This window comes from Streptomyces sp. NBC_01446 (genome assembly GCF_026340095.1).
GTDB lineage: Bacteria > Actinomycetota > Actinomycetes > Streptomycetales > Streptomycetaceae > Streptomyces > Streptomyces aureus.
The window spans coordinates 2,430,060-2,450,836 of sequence record NZ_JAPEPO010000001.1; the positions used below are offsets into that span (position 1 = coordinate 2,430,060).

General features: G+C 71.4%; 17 protein-coding genes. 5 read left to right on the forward strand and 12 right to left on the reverse strand.

The window, feature by feature from the left end; translation table 11 throughout:
* Positions 1 to 69: 69 nt before the first annotated feature.
* The 3 genes from OG456_RS10720 to OG456_RS10730 all read right to left on the reverse strand — a co-directional run bounded on the left by OG456_RS10720 (position 70) and on the right by OG456_RS10730 (position 4,941).
* The gene (locus tag OG456_RS10720; RefSeq protein ID WP_266559602.1) at positions 70 to 3,807 is read right to left on the reverse strand and encodes an AAA family ATPase; all 3,738 of its coding nucleotides are present in this window, start codon (positions 3,805 to 3,807) and stop codon (positions 70 to 72) included.
* Positions 3,808 to 4,074: 267 nt separating this feature from the next.
* Positions 4,075 to 4,278 (reverse strand): hypothetical protein, encoded by a 204-nt coding sequence (locus OG456_RS10725; RefSeq protein ID WP_116509408.1) that lies wholly within the window; start codon positions 4,276 to 4,278, stop codon positions 4,075 to 4,077.
* A 381-nt stretch (positions 4,279 to 4,659) separates the two neighbouring features.
* Positions 4,660 to 4,941, reverse strand: coding sequence for an acylphosphatase (locus OG456_RS10730; RefSeq protein ID WP_266559605.1), 282 nt, complete (start codon positions 4,939 to 4,941; stop codon positions 4,660 to 4,662).
* Between the two features lie 134 nt (positions 4,942 to 5,075).
* Here OG456_RS10730 and OG456_RS10735 point away from each other — a divergent pair, with 134 nt between their 5' ends.
* The gene (locus OG456_RS10735) at positions 5,076 to 6,155 is read left to right on the forward strand and encodes a CAP domain-containing protein (protein WP_266559607.1); all 1,080 of its coding nucleotides are present in this window, start codon (positions 5,076 to 5,078) and stop codon (positions 6,153 to 6,155) included.
* A gap of 72 nt (positions 6,156 to 6,227) precedes the next feature.
* Positions 6,228 to 6,620, forward strand: coding sequence for a helix-turn-helix domain-containing protein (locus OG456_RS10740; RefSeq protein ID WP_266559609.1), 393 nt, complete (start codon positions 6,228 to 6,230; stop codon positions 6,618 to 6,620).
* Here OG456_RS10740 and mutM read toward each other — a convergent pair.
* The 9 genes from mutM to OG456_RS10785 form a co-directional block, all read right to left on the reverse strand.
* Positions 6,587 to 7,453, reverse strand: coding sequence for a bifunctional DNA-formamidopyrimidine glycosylase/DNA-(apurinic or apyrimidinic site) lyase (gene mutM, locus OG456_RS10745; protein ID WP_266559611.1), 867 nt, complete (start codon positions 7,451 to 7,453; stop codon positions 6,587 to 6,589). The two genes, OG456_RS10740 and mutM, sit on opposite strands and share 34 nt — an antisense overlap.
* Before the next feature lie 97 nt (positions 7,454 to 7,550).
* Positions 7,551 to 8,351: a ribonuclease III gene (rnc, locus tag OG456_RS10750; protein WP_100595043.1), complete on the reverse strand. Its 801-nt coding sequence runs from the start codon at positions 8,349 to 8,351 to the stop codon at positions 7,551 to 7,553.
* A 19-nt stretch (positions 8,352 to 8,370) separates the two neighbouring features.
* Complete coding sequence (gene rpmF, locus OG456_RS10755) at positions 8,371 to 8,544, reverse strand: 50S ribosomal protein L32 (RefSeq protein ID WP_006139588.1); 174 nt, start codon at positions 8,542 to 8,544, stop codon at positions 8,371 to 8,373.
* 2 nt (positions 8,545 to 8,546) lie between these two features.
* Positions 8,547 to 9,185: a DUF177 domain-containing protein gene (locus tag OG456_RS10760; protein WP_266569142.1), complete on the reverse strand. Its 639-nt coding sequence runs from the start codon at positions 9,183 to 9,185 to the stop codon at positions 8,547 to 8,549.
* A gap of 152 nt (positions 9,186 to 9,337) precedes the next feature.
* Positions 9,338 to 10,402 (reverse strand): ATP synthase F0 subunit B, encoded by a 1,065-nt coding sequence (locus tag OG456_RS10765; RefSeq protein WP_266559615.1) that lies wholly within the window; start codon positions 10,400 to 10,402, stop codon positions 9,338 to 9,340.
* A 73-nt stretch (positions 10,403 to 10,475) separates the two neighbouring features.
* Positions 10,476 to 10,955: a pantetheine-phosphate adenylyltransferase gene (coaD, locus tag OG456_RS10770; RefSeq protein WP_227300596.1), complete on the reverse strand. Its 480-nt coding sequence runs from the start codon at positions 10,953 to 10,955 to the stop codon at positions 10,476 to 10,478.
* 26 nt (positions 10,956 to 10,981) lie between these two features.
* Positions 10,982 to 11,581, reverse strand: a complete 600-nt coding sequence (gene rsmD / locus OG456_RS10775) for a 16S rRNA (guanine(966)-N(2))-methyltransferase RsmD (RefSeq protein ID WP_266559617.1) — start codon at positions 11,579 to 11,581, stop codon at positions 10,982 to 10,984.
* 52 nt (positions 11,582 to 11,633) lie between these two features.
* Positions 11,634 to 13,868: an ATP-dependent DNA helicase RecG gene (gene recG / locus OG456_RS10780; protein ID WP_266559619.1), complete on the reverse strand. Its 2,235-nt coding sequence runs from the start codon at positions 13,866 to 13,868 to the stop codon at positions 11,634 to 11,636.
* A 276-nt stretch (positions 13,869 to 14,144) separates the two neighbouring features.
* The gene (locus tag OG456_RS10785; RefSeq protein WP_266559621.1) at positions 14,145 to 15,806 is read right to left on the reverse strand and encodes a DAK2 domain-containing protein; all 1,662 of its coding nucleotides are present in this window, start codon (positions 15,804 to 15,806) and stop codon (positions 14,145 to 14,147) included.
* A 247-nt stretch (positions 15,807 to 16,053) separates the two neighbouring features.
* Between OG456_RS10785 and rpmB the strand changes: the two genes are divergently transcribed.
* The 3 genes from rpmB to OG456_RS10800 all read left to right on the forward strand — a co-directional run bounded on the left by rpmB (position 16,054) and on the right by OG456_RS10800 (position 20,774).
* The gene (rpmB, locus tag OG456_RS10790) at positions 16,054 to 16,239 is read left to right on the forward strand and encodes a 50S ribosomal protein L28 (protein ID WP_003951095.1); all 186 of its coding nucleotides are present in this window, start codon (positions 16,054 to 16,056) and stop codon (positions 16,237 to 16,239) included.
* Positions 16,240 to 16,461: 222 nt separating this feature from the next.
* Positions 16,462 to 19,482 (forward strand): BTAD domain-containing putative transcriptional regulator, encoded by a 3,021-nt coding sequence (locus OG456_RS10795; RefSeq protein ID WP_266559627.1) that lies wholly within the window; start codon positions 16,462 to 16,464, stop codon positions 19,480 to 19,482.
* Between the two features lie 35 nt (positions 19,483 to 19,517).
* Positions 19,518 to 20,774: an FAD-dependent monooxygenase gene (locus tag OG456_RS10800; protein ID WP_266559628.1), complete on the forward strand. Its 1,257-nt coding sequence runs from the start codon at positions 19,518 to 19,520 to the stop codon at positions 20,772 to 20,774.
* Positions 20,775 to 20,777: the final 3 nt, after the last annotated feature.

Here is a 20,777-nt window from a genome sequence, read left to right on the forward strand (position 1 = left end):
GCCGATACGGCACCGGTGACCGGGATCCGGCCGGGACGGTGATCGATTTCCGGGCGGACCCGCGTGCGGCTAGCGCAGTCGCTGACTGATCACCTTCGACACGCCATCACCCTGCATCGACACCCCGTAGAGCGCGTCGGCGACCTCCATCGTGCGCTTCTGGTGCGTGATCACGATGAGCTGGGAGGCCTCCTGGAGCTCCTGCATGATGCGGATGAGTCGCTGGAGGTTGGTGTCGTCGAGTGCGGCCTCGACCTCGTCCATCACGTAGAAGGGACTCGGCCGCGCCTTGAAGATCGAGACGAGCAGCGCCACCGCGGTCAGGGAGCGCTCGCCACCGGAGAGCAACGACAGCCGCTTGACCTTCTTGCCCGGAGGGCGGGCCTCCACATCGACACCCGTGGTCAGCATGTTGTCGGGATCGGTCAGGATCAGCCGTCCGTCGCCGCCGGGGAAGAGCCGGCTGAAGACGCCCTCGAACTCCCGGGCCGTGTCCCGGTACGCCTCGGTGAAGACCTGCTCGACGCGCTCGTCGACTTCCTTCACCACCTGAAGGAGATCGGTCCTCGTCTTCTTCAGGTCCTCGAGCTGCTCGCTGAGGAACTTGTGGCGCTCCTCCAGCGCGGCGAACTCCTCAAGAGCCAGCGGATTCACCTTTCCGAGCTGCTGATACGCCCGTTCGGCTGACTTGAGCCGCTTCTCCTGCTCCGCGCGCACGAACGGCCGCGGCTGGTTGCGGGGGTGCTCGGGGTCGTCGGGCAGTTCCTCGCCCTCGGCCGGGAGCGAGGGCGGTACGGGCTGCTGCGGCCCGTACTCCGCCACGAGTCCCGCCGGTTCGACACCGAGTTCCTCCAGCGCCTTGGCCTCCAGCTGCTCGATCCGCAGCCGCTTCTCGGCGCCGAGCACCTCACCCCGGTGGACCGAGTCCGTCAGCTTGTCGAGCTCCGCCTTCAGGTCCCGGCCCCGGGCCCGCTCGGCGACGAGCTCCCGCTCCCGCTCACCCTTGGCGCTCTCGGCGGACGCCCGCTCCCGCTCGGCCCGTCCGACCGAGACCTCCACGTGGGCGAGGAGCTGCCGGGCGCCGGAGGCCACTGCCTCGGCCACGGCCGCCTCGTGGCGCAGCCGGGAGCGCTGCCGCTCCGCACGCGCGCGTGCCTCGCGCTCCGCACGGGCCGCCCGGTCCAGCGAATCCGCGCGTCCGGCAAGGCCCTTCACCCGCTCCTCGTGCGTACGAGCCTGGAGCCGGGCCTCCATCTCGGTCTGACGGGCATTGGCGCCGTCGGCGGCGAGCCGGTCGCGTACCGCGGTGTCCGGCTCCTCGTCGGCCGGCATCTCCTCGGCGACGGCGAGCCGTTCGGCCAGCTCCTCGGCGTCCTGTACGGCCTTCTCCAGCGCCTCCTGCGCCTTGGCGGCCGCGGCGGCGCTGCGCTCGGCCTCCCCGGCAGCGCCCCGCGCCTGTCCGGACAGCCGGCCGAGCTGCTGCGCCACGGACGACTTCTCCCGGTCGGCGGCCCGGCGCCGCTCCCCCAGCTCCTCCACGAGCGCGGCGGCCTCCGCGCGCCGCGCGACCGCGCTGTGCTGCGCCTCGGCCAGTTCCTCGCACCGCACCCCGAGCTCGGTCAGCTCGCCCGCGGCCTCGTCGACGGAGGCCTGCACCTCGAGAAGACTGGGCGCCCCGGCGGAACCGCCCTGAGCGAAGTGCGCCCCGAGCAGGTCCCCTTCGGCGGTGACCGCGGTCAGCTCGGGCCTCGCGTAGACGAGATCCTCGGCGTCCTCGAGCGTCCCGACGACCACGATCCCCCGCAGCAACCGCCGCACGGCAGGCATCAATTCGGAGGGCCCCCGCACGAAATCGGCCACGAGGGGCGGCCCGTCCCCGCCGTGCGCGGGCCGTGCCGGGTACGCACTCCCGAAGCCACCGGGCCCGTCGCCGTCACCGACCGCCCCGGCCGCCGACGCACCCCTCTCCGCATGGGCTACGCCACCGTCACCACCAGCCCCAGGCCCCCCACCCGCGAACCCGTCGCCAAGAGGGGACCCCCCAGCCGACGACGCGGGCACTCCCGCGGCCACACCGGAGGCGTCCTCCTCCCCCGCCAGCAACAGTGCCGCGCGCCCCGCGTCCTGTTTGCGCAGGAGGCGGATCGCTTCCGCGGCGGAGGCGGGTGTCGTCACGGCGATGGCGTCGGCCGCGGCACCGAACGCCGCGGCGACCGGGACCTCGAAGCCGGGGGTGACGGAGAGCAGTTCGGCCGCGGGGCCGAGGACTCCCGTCAGGCGGTCGCGGGCACCGAGCAGCGCGCCGGTACCGTCCTTGCGGCGCAGCCCGAGCGCGAGGGCGTCGTGCCGGGCCGAAACCGCTGCCCGCTTGCGTTCCGCGGACGTCAGGGCCTCCCGGGCCGCCGTCAGCGCGGACTCCGCGTCGGCGAGGGCGGCCCTGGCCGCGTCGTGCCGGTCCCCGAGCTCCGCGTCCCCGGCGTCGAGCCCGTCGACCTCGGCCTTGAGCTGCTCGTACTCCTCCTGCGCCGCGACGGCCCGGTCCCTCGCCTCGTCCCGCGCGGCGGCGAGTCGGTCGATCTCGGCCTGCGCCGCGGCGGCCCGCGAACGGGCGGCGTTGACCTGCCCGTTCAGCCGGGCGAGTCCCTCGCGCCGGTCGGCGATGGCCCGGGCGGCGTCCTTGAGCCGGCGCTCCTCGGCCGCCAACTCCCGTTCCAGGTCGGCCCGGTGGGCCACCGTGTCGTCGAGGGCGCGCTCGGCCGCTTCGAGGGCGGCCTCCAGTTCGGCCTCCTGCTCGCGAATCCGGGCGGCCTCGCGCTCCATGTCCTCGGGGTCGCGCCCGCGCCGCTCCTCCGCGGGGGCGGACGTCGCGCTCTTGACCCGCGCGTCAGCCAGGGAGACGGTGCCGCGTACCCGCTCGGCCAGCTGCGACAGCTCGTACCAGGTCTGCTGGGCGCGCTGGAGCCGCGGCGTGAGCTGCCGGACCTCGGCCTCCAGGAGCGCCTCGCGCTGGAGTGCCTTCTTCAGCTCGGCCTCGGCGGCGTCCTTGCGTTCCTTGAGCGCCGCCTCGTCCTCGATCTCGGCGCGCAGCGCACCCCGCATGCGTACGAGGTCGTCGGCGAGGAGCCGCAGCCGCGCGTCGCGGAGGTCGGCCTGGATGACGGCGGCGCGGCGCGCGACGGCGGCCTGGCGCCCGAGCGGCTTCAGCTGCCGCCGCAACTCGTCCGTCAGGTCCTGCACGCGCGCGAGGTTGGCCTGCATCGCGTCCAGCTTCCGCAGCGCCTTCTCCTTGCGCTTGCGGTGCTTGAGGACCCCGGCGGCCTCTTCGATGAAGGCGCGGCGTCCCATCGGGTCGGCGTGCAGCACGGAGTCGAGTTGGCCCTGGCCGACGATGACGTGCATCTCGCGGCCGATGCCGGAGTCGGACAGCAACTCCTGGATGTCGAGCAGCCGACACGTGTCGCCGTTGATCTGGTATTCGCTGCCACCGTTGCGGAACATGATCCGCGTGATGGTGACCTCGGCGTACTCGATGGGCAGCGCGCCGTCGGAGTTGTCGATGGTCAGCGACACCTCGGCGCGGCCGAGCGGCGGGCGCCCGGTCGTGCCGGCGAAGATGACGTCCTCCATCTTGCCGCCGCGCAGCGACTTCGCACCCTGCTCGCCCATGACCCAGCTGAGGGCGTCCACGACATTGGACTTGCCCGAGCCATTGGGGCCGACGACGCAGGTGATGCCCGGCTCGAACCGCAGTGTGGTGGCCGAGGCGAACGATTTGAACCCGCGCAGGGTCAGGGCCTTGAGGTGCACGCCGCCGGACTCTACCCGCCGCGTGTGTCTCACTCCATGAACCCGCGGTTTCGCCCAGGAAAGTGCAGGGCACATCAGACGTTAAAGAAAGACGTCGACGCGCGGAGCATTGACGGGGCATTCGAGGGCGCGCGGTACGGGGCGGCGCATGCGGAGAGAAAAGTCAGAAGGAAGGGACGCGAAAGCGTCCCTTGCAGATCTGAGAAATGTGATCAAGCGGCTTGATGAAAGGGCTGCCTGACCGCTGGTGTCGTGGGCGGGATGTGGTCAGGTGAGCGCAGGCTCCGCCTGGGGTACGTCGATGCTCTCGAGGAGCGATTCGTGAGAAGCGGCAGCCGCGAGCGCGTCGTTCTCGGACTGGATCCGAACGAGTTCGGACTCAAGGTCCTGGACGCGCTGCTGGAGCCGTCGCATCTCGGCGAGGAGTCGCGGGTCGGAACCGCCGACGTAACCGAGAAGCGCCTTTGCCATGATGGATGGTCCTCCACAATGAGTGACCGACCGAAGCGGTGTGGGTCGTGAGGGATTCGCACCCGCGGTGCCTGGCACTCGTTGTCTTGCTGCCGTTCATACATGCCAAACAGCTAAGGTGCGCGGGGCTTCCAGAGTCTCACCAAAAAGTTTGACGGTCAACACGATCACACCCCGTATCGACGGGTAAGCCCGGGGGCTCGGCACCGAGAAAACTTCGGCGCGGCCTCACTTCGGGCCCCTGAGGGCGTGGAGATCATCCTTACTTCGCGAGCCTGCCACGACAAGCTCTTATTGGCAACCACCAGGTCATTCCTGCCCCGCGCAGTTGCCCGGGGCATGCCATGAACGCCTCTCAGGGCCCTGGCCTGCGTGTCCTTCTCAGCGAATGGCGAAGTCGGCGTATCCGCCGCGCGGGGCGTCCCAGATCTCCGTGACTCCGTCGACCCTCCCGGGTGTGTCGCCGTCGCGGAGCCAGTCGAGAAGACCCTGACAACTCTCGCGTGACCCCTCCGCGACGACCTGGACCCGGCCGTCGTCCAAATTGAGAGCAAAGCCACTCAGGCCGCCGATCTCAAGAGCCTTCGCCCGCGTGAACCAGCGAAAACCCACACGTTGGACGCGTCCGCGCACCCAGGCGGTGATGCGTACGTCTTCGTTCATAGGGGCACGCTAACCGGCCAATTGCACTCGGAGCACTTCGCCCCCTTGCGTCGTGGGGTACCGTCCCGGACCAATGTGCGTCACCCGTACGGGTGAGTCGCATTGCCCACAGCGAGGACGAGGAAGGCCACAGGATGGGACGCCACCGACGCTCCGACGCCGGCCGCGCCGCCACGGGTCGCGCCACGGACAGCACGGCCGGTTCGTATGCCGGGCACGACGGTACGTACGAGACCGGCCAGACCGGCGCGTACGACGGCGCGCACATGGAGAGGTACGCCGCCGGCGGATTCGCCGGCCCGCACGGCTCGGCAGACGGCGACCTGGGGCGGGCCTTCGACCACACCCACCCGGGCGAGCCACGGGCCGCGTACCTACCTCCCGGCAGCCCGGGCAGCAGCTCGCACCGCCGCAGGAAGCGCGTCGCCAGGCCGGTGCGGACGGGACTCCTCGGAGTCTCGGCCGCCGTGGCGATGGGCGCCGTCGCGGTGGCCTCCGGGGTGATCCCCGGCATGGACAACTACTCGCTGGGCGGCGGCAGCGGCGCCGACAAGGTGCGCGCCGCCGACTCCCCCTCGGGGCTCCAGACGCAGGGCGGTACGGACGGCAGCGCCGACCGCGCCCCCTCCTCCGCGAGCCGCAGCGCGGAGCGCTCGGACTCTCCTTCGCCATCTTCGTCGAAGCCGTCCTCGACCCCGTCGAAGAAGGCCTCACCGAGCAAGTCCTCCGGTTCCGGCGGCGCGGCGACCTCGCCCAGGACTGCGACCCCTTCGAAGACCGCCACCACGAAGCCGAAGCCCCCGGCGGCCGCGCCCAGCCTGAAGGCCCCGTCCGGCGAGGCGTCGGCCGAGGCCCAGGTGCTCGCGCTGGTCAACACGGAGCGGGCCAAGGTCGGCTGCAGCCCGGTGACCGCGGACAGCGGCCTCGCCTCCCTCGCCGGGAACTTCAGCGAGGACATGGCCGCGCGTGGCTTCTTCGACCACACGGACCCGGATGGCGCAACACCCTGGGACCGCGCGAAGAAGGCCGGCATAACGGACCTCGGTGGCGAGAACATAGCCCGCGGCCAGGCCAACGCCCAGTCCGTCATGGACTCCTGGATGAACAGCCCCGGCCACCGCGCGAACATCCTCAACTGCGACTACAAGACGCTGGGGGTCGGCGTGCACTTCGGGTCGGGCGGCCCGTGGTGGACGCAGGACTTCGGCTTCTGACGTCACTGCGCCCCACTAACCTCCAGTTAGCGCACCCCTGAGGTTCGCGCTGTGCCGGAGTACGCTTGCCGCATGGAATCGAGCGGCGGCGACCTCGCGTACGACGTGTTCTCCCGGCAGTGCCCGTCCCGCGGCACCCTCGAGCACGTGACGGGCCGCTGGGGTGCGCTCACGCTGGGGGCGCTGCACGAGGGCAGCTTCCGCTTCAACGAGCTGCGGCGCCGGGTGGACGGCGTGAGCGAGAAGATGCTGTCGCAGACCCTGCACGCGCTGGAGCGCGACGGCCTCGTGCATCGCGAGGCGCAGCCGACCAACCCGCCGCGCGTGGACTACGAGCTGACGCCGCTCGGGCGCGAGATCTCCGAACGGTTGCTGACCCTCATCCAGTTCGTCGAAGGCCGGATGGACGACGTGCTCGCCTCACGCGCCCGCTACGACGCGGACGGGGCGCGCGGCGGGCGCTGACAGCGCGGGCAGAAGTAGCTGGAGCGGTTCATCCAGGGGCGTCGGCGAATGATCGTGCCGCAGCGCCGGCACGGCTCGCCCTCGCGGCCGTAGGCGTCGAGCGAGCGGTCGAAGTAACCGGACTCGCCGTTCACATTCACGTAGAGGCTGTCGAAGCTGGTGCCGCCGACAGCGAGGGCCGCGTTCATCACGTCCCGTACGTGGCCGAGGAGTTCGGCCGTGCGCGGGCGCGTGAAGCCGGTGGTCGGCCGCTCGTAGTGGAGCCGCGAGCGCCACAGCGCCTCGTCCGCGTAGATGTTGCCGACGCCGCTGATCAGGGACTGGTCGAGCAGGGCCCGCTTGATGGTCGTGCGGCGCCTGCGCAGCGCCTCGTGGAACGCCTCGTCGTCGAACTTCGGGTCCAGCGGGTCGCGCGCGATGTGCGCGATGACGTCCGGCAGCCCGTCGGGGCCCGTCTCGTGCAGTGAGAGGCCGCCGAAGGTGCGCTGGTCGATGAAGCGCAGCTCCGTACCCAGCTCGTCGGCGAAGCGGACGCGGATGCGCAGATGCTTCTCGTCCGGCGCCTCGGCTGGCTGCACCAGGAGCTGTCCGCTCATGCCGAGGTGCGCGAGGACCGCGCCGCCCGTCGGCTCCAGCGGCAGCCACAGATACTTCCCGCGCCGCTCGGGTACGCCGATGCGCTGGCCCTTCAGCCGGTTCGCGAAGTCCGCGCCGCCCCCGATGTGACGGCGCACGGCGCGCGGGTGCAGGACCTCCACGTCGGCGACGGTGCGGTGGGCGACCCAGCGCTCGAGTCCGCGCCGTACGACCTCGACCTCGGGCAGCTCGGGCACGGTGTCTCCTTGTGAGGGCTCTGGAAGCTCTGGAACGAAACGAACGGTGCCGACCGTCCCTCAGGACGGTCGGCACCGGACAGTTCGGATGCGGGCGTCAGGCAGACGCCGAGGAGGAGTCGGCGTTCCCCTCGGCTGCCACGGTGGCCTCGACGGCATCAGCCGTCTTCGCCGCCTCGGCGCGCTCGTCGGCAGCCGCGCGGATCGCGCGCCATGCCGATTCAGCGGCCTGCTGCTCCGCTTCCTTCTTGCTGCGGCCGGTGCCGGTGCCGTACGAGACGCCTCCGACGCGGGCGGCAGCAGTAAAGGTCTTCTCGTGGTCGGGGCCGGTCTCCGAGACCAGGTACTCGGGAACGCCGAGCCCCTCGGTCGCGGTGAGCTCCTGGAGACTGGTCTTCCAGTCCAGGCCCGCACCTAGATTCGAGGACTTCTCGATCAGGGGATCGAAGAGACGGTGGACGAGTTCGCCCGCCGCGTCCAGACCCTGGTCGAGATATACGGCGCCGATCACCGCTTCAAGCGTGTCGGCGAGGATGGACGCCTTGTCCCGGCCGCCCGTGCCCTCTTCGCCCCGGCCGAGCCGGATGAAGGAACCCAGGTCGAGCCCACGGCTGACCTCCGCAAGTGCACGCGAATTGACCACCGCGGCCCGCAACTTGGCCAGCTGGCCTTCGGGCAGGTCGGGGTGGGTGGTGTACAGCGTGTCCGTGACGACGAGGCCGAGCACGGAGTCCCCGAGGAACTCGAGCCGCTCGTTCGTCGGCAGACCGCCGTTCTCGTACGCGTACGAGCGGTGGGTCAGCGCACGCACCAGAAGGGCGGACTCGAGCTTGTACCCGAGCCGCCCTTCCAGAAGCGTGTGGGACGAGGCATTGTCCGTCTTGTTCGACTCAGACATTGCGCCTCTCACCAGCCGCTCAGACCTCGAGGACCTGGCGCTTGTTGTAAGTGCCGCAAGCCGGGCACGCGATGTGCTGCAGCTTGGGCTCGTGGCAGCGCTCGCACGCAACCAGGGTGGGGACCGCAGCCTTCCACTGCGACCGGCGGTGGCGCGTGTTGCTGCGCGACATCTTCCGCTTCGGAACAGCCACGGCTACTTCTCCTGCTTCTCGTCGACGCCAGCTTCGGCGCCGCTCATCTCGTCCTTCTCGCCGTCCTGGATGGTCCCGGCGAGTCCCTGCAGTGCCGCCCAACGGATGTCGACGGCGTCATGGTGGTGGTCCGGGTCGTCCGCGAGCCGCGCTCCGCACTGGGAGCACAGACCCGGACAGTCGTCCTGGCACACCGGCTGCATCGGCAGTGCGAGCACCACCGCATCACGCAGCACAGATTCGAGGTCGAACAAGCCGTCCTCGAGAAAGAGCCTGTCCTCGTCTTCCTCGGCGTCGTCGGCCGGTTCCGCTGTGACACGGCTCCGGTCGTCGGCGTCAGGGTACGAGAACATCTCCTGGAAGTCCGCGTCGACCTCGAGGTCGAGCGGCTCCAGACACCTTACGCACTCCCCCTTGGCCGATGCACGGGCGGTGCCTGTGACAAGCACACCTTCCATGACCGACTCGAGACGCACCTCGAGCTCCAGCGGCGCGCCTTCCGGCACTCCGATGACCCCATCGATACCGAAGTCCTTGGGGGCGTCGACCGTGCGGGTCAGCCGCTGCTGGGCACCAGGACGCCGTCCCAACTCGTGCGTATCGAACACGAGAGGGTTGCGGTGGTCGAGGTGCGTACTCAGGGCTGGTCCTGCTTTCGGTCTTCGATGCTCAAGTTGTTCAAGCTGCTCAAGGGGATCGCTGTCCCGAATGAACCCGGGCAGCTGTGATCGCGGACGTACGCGCGACCGAAGAACCAGGATACTGGACCTTTCGCTCACGGCCCAATCCGGAGTCAGCGCCCCTGTTCGTACTGCCTCAGCTGCTCCGTGCTGATCATGCTCGTGTCGAAGAGGCTGGTCTCGTCGAGCGCCGCCGGCTCGTGCGCCGCCTGCGGCTGCGCATAGCCCGCCTGGGCCTGGTCGTAGCCCTGCTGCTGGTGCTGCTGGTAGGCGTACAGGTCCTGCTGCTGCTGGTACGCGTACGGGTCCTGCTGGTACACCGCGTACGGATCCTGCTGGCCGTAGGGCTGCTGCTGGTAGGCGTACACGTCCTGCTGCGGGTCCTGCTGCTGGGCGTACACCGGCTGCTGGGCCGGGATCTGCGGGGCCTGGGGGATCTCCCGGTCCGGCTCCGCGGGGACGCTGCCGATCTCCGCGAGACCGGCGAGGTAGTCGGCGTCACTGGTGTGCTGGGCGCCCGTGCCGTCGCCGAGGGTGCCGAGCTCGTCGCTGGCGACCCGGCCCTGGAGCGTGTGCCGGCCGCGGCCGACCGCCTCCAGGGTCTTGGCGAGGACCGCCTCGAAGGCGCCGAGCTTCACGTCGACGTACGAGTCGGCGTCGCGGCGCAGGGTCTCGGGGTCGTGGCTGCGCTCGGGGGCGTCCTCGTCCTCGTAGCCCTGGTCGTCGACGCCCGGGCCGGTGCCGAGGAGCTTCTCGCGGCCTCGGCCCACGGAGCCGAGGGTCTTGGTGAGGACGACCTCGAAGTTGGCGAGCTTGGAGTCGACGTAGTCGTCGGCCTCCGCGCGGATCTCCTCGGCCTCCTTGCGGGCCTCGGCGAGGATCCGTTCCCCTTCGTCCTGGGAGCGGCGCGCGACCTCGGTGTCGGAGATCAGCGAACCGCGCTCGGCGTGCGCCGTCTCGATGATCCGCTCGGCCTCCTGGCGGGCCTGCTCGACCATCTGCGCGCGTCCGCCGATCAGCTCCTCGGCCTGCGCGAGGGAGCCGGGCAGGGCCTGGCGCACCTCTTCGAGCATCGCGAGCAGGTCGGCGCGATTGACCACACACGAGGCCGACATGGGCATGGACCGGGCATTGCCGACCGCGGCGACGATCTCGTCGATCTTCTTCTGCACGTCCACCGTGTGCTCGCCACTCTCTACAGGGGTGTTGGAGACGGACGGAACGACTGTACGGCCAACTGGCGCCCGGATGTCACTTCTTGGGGAGGCGCTGGGTGAGCGCCTCGAAGACCGCCGGCGGCACCAGGTGGGAGACGTCGCCGCCCCAGGCCGCGACCTCCTTCACCAGGGACGAGGAGAGGAAGCTGTACGTCGGGTTGGTGGGGACGAAGAGGGTCTCCACGCCCGTGAGGCCGTTGTTCATCTGGGCCATCTGCAGTTCGTAGTCGAAGTCGCTGACGGCGCGCAGGCCCTTCACGATGGCCGGGATGTCGCGCTGCTTACAGAAGTCGACGAGCAGTCCGTGGAACGACTCGACCTCGACGTTGCCGAACTCGGCGGTGACCTCGCGGATCAGCTCGATCCGCTCCTCGATCTCGAAGAGGCCCTTCTTCGACTGGTTGATCATCACCGCGACGTGCACGACGTCGTACAGCTTCGACGCTCGGCCGATGATGTCGAGGTGGCCATTGGTGATGGGGTCGAACGACCCCGGACAGACGGCGCGGCGCAACGCGAGTCCCTCGCTCTCCGGTCCGGTCACGGTGCTTCCTCGCACGTGACGGTGCTCTTCAGGGCGGCGCGACCGTACCAAAACGTTCCCTCGCCGTAGCGACGGGACCTCAGTGCCTCAAATCCGTCCGGCCACGGGAAAACACCGCCCCTGGTGCTTCGCTCCACGGTGACGAGCGCATCGTCCGCGAGCCAGCCCCCAGAGGCGAGTGTGAGCAGAATCTCCCGAAGATCGTCGTCCGGGACGGCATACGGAGGGTCGAGAAAGACCAGGTCGTACGGGGTGGCGGGGGCCGGACCCCGGACGATCTGTTCGGCTTTGCCCGCTCTGACCTCGGCGCCGGGGAGCCCGAGGGACTTCACGTTCTCGCGGATGGTGCGGACCGCGCGGGCGTCGGCCTCCACCAGGAGCGCGTGCCCCGCGCCGCGCGACAGCGCCTCCAGGCCCACGGCGCCCGAGCCGCCGTACAGGTCCAGCACGCGCTCGCCGTCCAGCGGGCCGCCGAGCAGTGACTGCCAGGTGGAGAAGAGGGCTTCGCGCGCCCGGTCGGACGTGGGGCGGGTGCCGTTGCCCGGCGGGACGGACAGGCGACGTCCGCCGGCCCGGCCGGCGATCACGCGGGTCATCTGAGTCCTAGTGGAGAAGGGGCTGAAGGGACGTGCGGGGACCTCCAGTTTGTCAGCCCTTGTCGAGGTACTGCTCGCGCTCCTCGTCCAGGAGCGCGTCCAGGGCCGTGCGCAGGCCCGGCAGGTGCTCCAGGTCGGGGTCGGCGGCGACGACGGCCGTCGCCTCCTGGCGGGCCTCGGCGATGATCTCCTCGTCCTCGATGACGGCGAGCATGCGCAGGGACGAGCGCACCCCGGACTGGGCCTGGCCGAGAACATCGCCCTCGCGGCGCTGCTCCAGGTCGATACGGGAGAGCTCGAACCCGTCGAGCGTGGCGGCGACGGCGCCGAGACGGGCGCGGGCGGGGCTGGCCTCCGGCATCTCGCTGACCAGAAGACACAGGCCCGCCGCCGAGCCACGGCCGACGCGGCCGCGCAGCTGATGGAGCTGGGAGACGCCGAAGCGGTCGGCGTCCATGATCACCATGGCTGTGGCGTTCGGCACGTTCACACCGACCTCGATGACCGTGGTCGCGACCAGGACGTCCGTCTCGCCCGCGGCGAAGCGTCGCATCACGGCGTCCTTGTCGTCGGGCTGCATCCTGCCGTGCAGAACCTCCACCTTCAGCCCGCGCAGGGCGCCGTGGGCCAGCTCCTCGGCGACGTCCAGGACGGCGAGCGGAGGCCGCTTCTCGGCCGCGTCCTCGGCGGACTCGTTCTTGGCCCCCTTGCCCCCCTTGCCGCCCTTGCCGTTCTTGCTCTGCTCCTCCTCGTCGCCGATGCGGGGGCAGACGACGTACGCCTGATGCCCGTTCTCCACTTCCTCGCGTACGCGCTCCCAGGCGCGCGCGAGGAAGTGCGGCTTGTCGGCGGCGGGCACGACGTGGGTGGCGATCGGCGAGCGCCCGGCGGGCAGCTGATCGAGAACGGAGGTCTCCAGGTCACCGAAGACCGTCATCGCGACCGTACGGGGAATGGGGGTGGCCGTCATGACCAGCAGGTGCGGGGGCTGCTTGCCCTTGCCGCGCAGGGCGTCGCGCTGCTCGACACCGAAGCGGTGCTGCTCGTCGACGACGACCAGTCCCAGGTCGTGGAACTGGACCTTGTCCTCGATCAGGGCGTGCGTCCCGATGACGATGCCCGCGTCGCCCGTGACGAGGTCGAGAAGGGCCTGGCGGCGGGCCGCGACGCCCATGGAGCCGGTGAGCAGAACGACCTTGGTGGAGTGCTCGGCGCCCCCGAGCATCCCGCCCTCGGCGAGTTCGCCCATCATCTCGGTGATGGAGCGGTGGTGCTGCTGGGCGAGGACCTCGGTCGGCGCGAGCATCGCGGCCTGCCCGCCCGCGTCGACGACGGCGAGCATGGCGCGCAGCGCGACCATCGTTTTCCCGGAACCGACCTCTCCCTGGAGCAGGCGGTGCATCGGGTGCTCGGTGGCGAGGCCGTCGAAGATCTCCTTGGAGACCTTCTGCTGGCCGTCGGTGAGGGTGAAGGGGAGCTTCGCGTCGAACGCCGTGAGCAGGCCGTCGGGGCGGGGGACGCGGGCCACGGCGGGCAGCTGCGCGTCGGCGAACCTCCGCCTGGCGAGGGCGACTTGGAGGACGAACGCCTCGTCCCACTTGAGGCGGGCGCGGGCGTCGGCGATGTCCGCCTTCGTGTGGGGCCGGTGGACCTTCAGGAGCGCTTCGGGCAGCGGGACGAGGCCGCGGCCCTCACGCAGCGAGTCCGGCAGGGGGTCGAGGGCCTCCTGGGCGCTGGGCAGCACCATGTCGACGGCCTTGGCGATCTTCCACGACTCCAGCTTGGCGGTGGCCGGATAGAGCGGGATGAGGGCGCCGGCCCAGGAGCCGATGGCCTCATCGGCCTCGCCGGCGTCCAGAGCGTCGGCCCGCAGCAGCTCGTACGCCGGGTGCGCGAGCTGCATCTTGCGGTTGAAGACGGAGGCCTTGCCCGCGAACATCGCGCGCGTGCCGGGCAGGAGGTCCTTGTGCGGCTTGTGGATGCCACGGCCGAAGAAGACCAGCTGGAGCTGGCCGCTGCCGTCCGTGATGGTCACTTCGAGGCGCTGGCCGGTGCCACCGTTGAACTTCAGGATGCGGGCGCTCGCGACCTGGGCGACCACGGTGACGTGCTCGTCGAGGGGCAGGTCGGCGAGGCGGGTGAGCTCGCCGCGCTCCGCGTATCTGCGCGGATAGTGGTGGAGCAGGTCACCGACCGTGTGCAGGTCCAGGTGCTCGGCCATCACCTTCGCGGTGGCGGGACCGAGCGCTTTCTTCAGCGGTTCTTCGAGCGCGGGCACGGAATTCATTTCACACCATGGCTCTGACATCGGCGGCTCTCGATCCCGAAATCCGGGAGCGTCGGCAAGGTACTCGAGTCGCAGCGTGCCTTTCGGGCACCGGGCAGGGCTTGTCCGTCATGCATCCGCATCAGCGGACAAGTGAGAAGCCATCGCGTCCACGCAACGGCGGAGTCACTGCACACCACGCCACTGGTTCTTGATTCTCAGACTGGTCGACAGGTGTGCCCATAGCGCCCGGGAAGTGGAGCCCGCGGCTTCGCGGGCTCCACTTCCCGGACGCTCTCACTCCACGCCGATGAGCATGAGCGCCGAGTTCCGCCCGCCTCGGTAGACCACGGTGTCGACGGCCAGGTACGTCTCGCGTACGTGCCGTTCGAGCCGGTCGGCGACCCCGTCGGGCACCTCGTCGCCGAGCACGAGGGTGACCATCTCGCCGCCCGCGGCCAGCATCCTGTCGAGGGTCGTACGGGCCGTCCGCGTCACCTCTTCGCCGATCACGGCGACGTCCCCGTCGATGAGGCCGAGGAAGTCCCCGGCCTGGCAGATGCCGGCCATCGTCCACGACTGCCGCTCGGCGACGGCCAGTTCGGCGTAGCGGGTCGCGCCGGCCGCCGACGTCATCGCGACGACGTCCTCGTCGAAGCGCCGCTCCTTCTCGTGGACGGCGAGCGCGGCGATGCCCTGGATCGCGGACCGGGTGGGGATGAGGGCGACCCGCACGCCTTCGGTGCGGGCCTGCTCGGCCGCTGCCGCGGCGGTGTGGCGCAGTTCGGCGTCGTTCGGCAGGAGCACCACTTCGCGCGCGTGCGCCCGCCGGATCGCCTCGACCAGTTCCCCGCTGCCGGGCACCTCGCCGGGCCGCTCGGGTACGACGGTGGCGCCCGCCTCGCTGTACAGACCGGCGAGCCCCTCCCCGGGGACCACGGCGACGATCGCGCGCTGGGCGCGCTCCCCGGTCGGCGCGGAGCCGGACGCGGGGTGCGTCGTATGGGCGTCGCCGGCGGCGAAGTGCGTGATGCGGATGCGGTACGGGCGGCCGGCCTCGACGCCCGCTTCGACGGCGGCGCCCGCGTCGTCGACGTGCACGTGGACGTTCCACAGTCCGTCGCCGCCGACGACCACGAGGGAGTCGCCGAGGCCGTCGAGCCGGGTCCGCAGCCGCGCCACGGCCTGGTCGTCGGCCTCCAGGAGGTAGATGACCTCGAAGGCGGGCCCTTCGCCGTCCGCGCAGTCCAGCGACTGGTCGGCGGCCACGCGCGCGTGGTGCACGCCCCGGCCGCCCGGAGGTGGCACCGGGTCGCCCGAGAGCGCCTCCGTCAGCGCACCGAGTACGGCCACGAGCCCGCGCCCGCCCGCGTCCACGACACCCGCGCGCCCCAGGACCGCGAGCTGTCCCGGCGTCGCGTCGAGCGCGGCACGGGCACCGTCGTACGCGGCGCGGGCCACGTCACCGCAGTCTCCGGAGTGACCGTCGGCGGCGTCGGCAGCGGCGGCTGCCACCGTCAGGACCGTGCCCTCCACAGGGTGCGCGACCGCCTCCCGGGCCGACTCGGCGGCCCGGCGCAGTGCGCGCCGCAGGGTGTCCCCCACCGCACTTTCGCTGTGATCCGCCTCACCGTCGGCGTCGCGCGCGAGGACCTGGGCCATGCCGCGAAGGAGCTGCGCGAGGATCGTTCCGGAGTTTCCGCGGGCCCCTATCAGGGCTCCGTGAGCCATCGCGTGGACGACGTCGGGCAGCGCGGGCGGTGCGGGTTCGAGGCCCGTGAAGACCGCTTCCACCGCCTGTACCGCGGACTCGACGGTCAGGTACAGATTGGTGCCTGTGTCCCCGTCCGCGACGGGATAGACGTTGATCGCGTCGATCTCCTCGCGGTCCCGCCCGAGCGCCTCCAGGGCCAGTGCGCACCAGGCGCGCACCGCGTGGACGTCGAGCACCTGCGGCACCTGCGCCTCCTAGAGCAGCCGAACTGGCATCGCAGCGTAGACCCCGGAGGGGGTCCCTCCGGAAGAGGGCCCGGGACGGCAACCGGGGCAACCATGGTAGTTTCGTTCTACCGAAGCAGCCGTTGTATGCTGCTCCGGTTGCTCGATACCCATCGGGCCTTCCCCTGGCACCGCCACTCAGATCCTCCGATCCGATCCCGGCATGCCGGGATCAACCGTAAGTGCATCTGAAGTCTTGGAGTGACCCGTGGCTGCCAACTGCGACGTCTGCGGCAAGGGGCCGAGCTTCGGCAACAACATTTCGCACTCGCACCGCCGTACGTCCCGTCGCTGGAACCCGAACATCCAGCGTGTGCGTGCAGTGGTCGGGCGGACGCCGAAGCGGCTCAACGTCTGCACCTCGTGCATCAAGGCCGGCAAGGTCTCGCGCTGACGTAACGCGTAGCGCGGCCACCTAGCTGGTTGCTTGAAGGACCGGTCCCCTCGGGGGCCGGTCCTTTTTTATGCCGTCTTCATGCCGTCTTCATGCCGTCCTCTTGCCGTTCCCATGCCGTCTTCACGCCAATTTCGGCTGTTTCATGACGTTTTCATGCCGGAAGAGTCCCACGGGCACAGACCCGGGATGCTCCCCGTAACCCCTGCCACAATCTGACCAATGCGCTTCGGCATCCTCGGTCCCCTCGACGTACGCGCCCCCGACGGCACCCCGTTGGACCCCGGCGGTCCGCGCCCGCGGGCGTTGCTGACGCTGCTGCTCCTGGAGGCGGGCCGGACCGTCCCGGCGGAGCGCCTGATCGACGGCCTGTACGGGGACGAGCCACCGGCCGGCGCCGCGAACGCGCTGCAGTCGCAGGTCTCACGGCTGCGCAAGCGACTCTCCCTCGACATCGAGGCCACTCCGGCGGGCTACCGGCTGGCCGTCGGCCCGGACGACGTGGACGTGCACCGTTTCGAGCGGCTGGCCGCCGAGGGCGAGCGGGCGCTCACGGCCGGGGACCCTTCCCAGGCGTCCGCACTCCTCGAGGAGGCGGTCGGGCTCTGGCGCGGCCCCGCGCTCGCCGACCTGCCTGCCGCCTTCGGCAGCCGTCTCGACGAGATCAGGCTCACCGCCGCCCAGACCCGCATAGAGGCGGAACTCGCGCTCGGCTCGGGTGGCGGTCTCGTCCCCGAACTCCGGGGGCTGATCGCCGCCCACCCCCTCAGCGAACGCCTCTACGGTCAGCTGATGCGCGCCCTCCACGCCGACGGGCGGCCCGCCGAGGCGCTCGCCGTGTACGAGGAGGTGCGGCGCGTCCTCGCCGACGAGCTGGGGGCCGATCCTTCGGCGGAGCTCTCGGCGCTGCACCTGGAACTCCTGCGGGGGCGGGAACCCGCGCGCGGGCGGGGCGTTCCGGCGCAGTTGACCCGGTTCGTGGGACGGACCGACGAGCTCTCACGGATCGACGCCCTGCTCGCCGGGGCGCGGCTCGTGACGCTCACGGGTCCGGGCGGGGCGGGCAAGACCCGGCTCGCGGCCGAGGCCGCGCGGGACAGGGCCGACGTGTGCTGGGCCGAGCTGGCGCCTCTCGCCGGCGGGGAGCAGGTGCCGTACGCGCTGCTCGCGGCGCTCGGGGTGCGTGAGGGGTTCCGGGGGCCCCAGGGAGATCCGGTCGAGCGACTGATCGACGCGCTGGAGGGGCGCGAGGTGCTGCTCGTGCTCGACAACTGCGAGCACCTCGTCGACGACGCGGCCCGGACCGCCGGCGTGCTGCTCGGCGCGTGTCCCGGGCTGCGGATCCTCGCCACGAGCCGGGAGGCGCTCGGCATCACCGGTGAGGCGCTGTGCCCGGTGCCACCGCTCGCGGCCGGCCCCGCGGCGCGTCTGTTCATGGACCGGGCCGCCGCCGTACGGCCCGATGCCGATCTGCACGCGCGCGTGGAGGCCGTTCACGGGATCTGCGAGGCCCTCGACGGGCTGCCGCTGGCGATCGAACTCGCCGCGGCCAGGCTGCGCACGCTCACCGTCGACGAGCTCGCCGACCGCTTGGGCGACCGCTTCCGTCTGCTGTCCCGCGGCGACCGCACCAAGGCGCCCCGGCACCGCACGCTGCGCGCGGTCGTCGAGTGGAGCTGGGAGCTGCTCGACGAGGAGGAGCGGGATCTCGCGCGGCGGATGGCCGTGTTCGCCGGAGGGTCGTCCGGGGGCGCGACGCTCGCCGCGGTCGAGGCCGTGTGCGGGGTGCCGTACCCGGAGGACCTGCTGGCCTCGCTCACGGAGAAGTCCTTCCTGGAAGCGGCCGGCGGGCGCTACCGGATGCTTCAGACGATCCGAGCGTTCTGCGCGGAGCACCTGGCCGACGAGGGCGAGCTGTCGCGGCTGCGGGGCGCGCACGCCGCGTACTTCCGCGGACTGGCGGCGCAGGCTGAGCCGTATCTGCGCGGCGGCGGGCAGCTGCCGCGGCTGGCCGCGCTCGGGGCCGAGCGGGACAACCTGTCGGCGGCCCTGCGTCATCTCGTGCGCGCGGACCCGCGCGCGGCGCTGCGGCTGATGGCGGACCTGTCCTGGTTCTGGCGGCTGCGCGGGCTGCACGGCGCGCATGTGCCGCTGGCCCGCGAGCTGCTCGCGGCGCTCGGGGACGAGCCGCCGGAGGACCTTGCCGAGGAGTACGTCCTGTGCGTGATCAACACGGTCGCGGGCGACGGGAACGACCCGCGCGAACCGCTGCGCCTGGCCCGCGCGGAGGCCGTGCTCGCATCCTGGGACCACGCGCTGCGGCGGCCGTTCGTGGTGGTCCTGTGGTCGGTGGCGTACGGGCCGCAGTACGCCGTGAAGGAGCGGGTGCGCCGGCAGGTCGGTGAAGCGCCCTGGGGGCTCGCGCTGCTGGATGTCGGCCTGGGCTTCCAGGAGTGGTTCGCGGGGCGCCCCGTCACGTCGGAGGAGCATTTCGAGCGGGCGCTCGCCGGCTTCCGGGCGACCGGTGACCGGTGGGGCATGGCCAACTGCCTTGATCCGCTGGGCATGTTCGCGGACTGGCGCGGTGACCGGGAGCGGGCTCTGGCGCTGCTTGACGAGGGTCTCGCGCACGTGGCCGCGCTCGAAGCCCCGGAGGAGACCGCCGATCTGCTGCACCGGCGCGCGTGTGTCCTGCTCCACCAGGGCCAACTCCGGGACGCGGCCGACCACTTCACGCGGTCGGCCGCGATGGCCCGCACGGCGGCCGTCCCCGACAAGGTGGCGAGCGCGCGGCGCGGGCTCGGCGATGTGGCACGGATCGGCGGGGACACGGAGCACGCGCGCGTGCACTACGAAGCGGCTCTCGAACTGTGCGCGGCGAACTGGTTCAGCGTCGGCGAGACCGTGCGGACCCTCATCGGTCTGGGCCGCGTCGCGCTCGCCGCGTCACGGCCCGACGAGGCGCGCGCCTGGTTCGAGCAGGGGCTCGCGCTCTGCGACGGGCCCACGCGCGCCCTCGAACTGGCCGATACGGCCGAGGCGTTGGCCTCCGTGGCGCGGGATCCGCGCGAGGCCGCGGTGCTGCTCGGGGCCGGTGCGGGCCTGCGCGGGCTCGCGCTCATCGGGGACCCGGACGTCGCGCCCGTAGAGGCGCGGGTCCGTGCGGCGCTCACTCCGGAGACGTACGAGAAGGCCTTCGAGGAGGGCCGGGCGATGCGGTCAGCGGCGGTCAGCCGACGGTAAGCGGGTGGTCAGGGGCGCCCGCGAGGCTCGGGGACATGAAGAACACACACACCCCGTACGCATCGACCCGGCTGTCCCACCTCGACGTCCTGGTCTCCGGCGCCAGCGTCGCCGGCCCCGCCGTCGCCCTCGCCCTGTCCCTCCACGGAGCCCGCGTCACCGTCGTCGAGAAGGCCGCCGCACTGCGCGAGGGCGGATTCGCGGTCGACTTCCGCGGCTGGGTGCACCGCACGGTCCTGACCGCCCTCGGCATCCACGACGACATCCACGCGCGCCAGACCCGCATGGGCCGCCAGACGGTCGTCGACGCCGACGGCACCCCGCGCGTCGACCTGCCGGCGGAGCTGATGAGCGGCGACGTGGAGATCTTCCGCGGGGACCTCGCCCACATCCTGTACGAGCACAGCAGGGACACCGTGGAGTACGTCTTCGGTGACTCGATCGCCACCCTGACCGAGGACGACCGCGGGGTCGACGTCACCTTCGAGCGCGCGGCACCCCGCCGCTTCGACCTCGTCGTGGCGGCCGACGGACTGCACTCCCCCACCCGACGCCTCGTGTTCGGCGACGAGTCCCGCTATCTGCGGTTCCTCGACCACTACGTGGCCGGCTTCGGCATCCCCAACCACCTGGGCCTCGACCGCACCGGCCGGCTGTACAGCGACCCGGGCCGGGCGGTCTCCGTCAGCAACTACGACGGTGACCCGGATCGCGCGGGCGCGCTCCTGGTGTTCCGCTCCGAGCCTCTCGACCACGACCGCAGGGACGTGCATCAGCAGAAGCGGATCCTCGCGGAGCGGTTCGCGGGGATGGGCTGGGAGGCGCCGCGGGTCCTCAAGGCGCTGGAGGACGCGGACGACCTGTACTTCGACGCCATCGCGCAGATCCACGTCGACCGGCTCACCAAAGGCCGGGTGGTCCTGCTCGGCGACGCCGGGTACGGCGCCACGATGGGCGGCATGGGCACCGGCGTCGCGATCGTCGGGGCGTACGTCCTGGCGGGTGAACTGGCCCTGGCCGACGGCGATCACCGCACCGCGTTCGCCGCCTACGAGGCGCAGATCGCGGACTTCGCAAAGGGCTGCCAGAAGATCTCGGGCAACGCGGGACCCTTCTTCGCCCCGCCCACCGAGCGGAAGATCCGCAGCCGCGACCGGATGTACCGGCTGCTCAGCTCCCGCCTGATGGCCGGGTTCTTCAAGCGCCTGACGGAGAAGGCCGCGACCGCGCTCGACCTGAAGGACTACCCGGCCCTGCTGGACGCACCGGCCGCGGCGGTACGCGGCCGGTGAGCC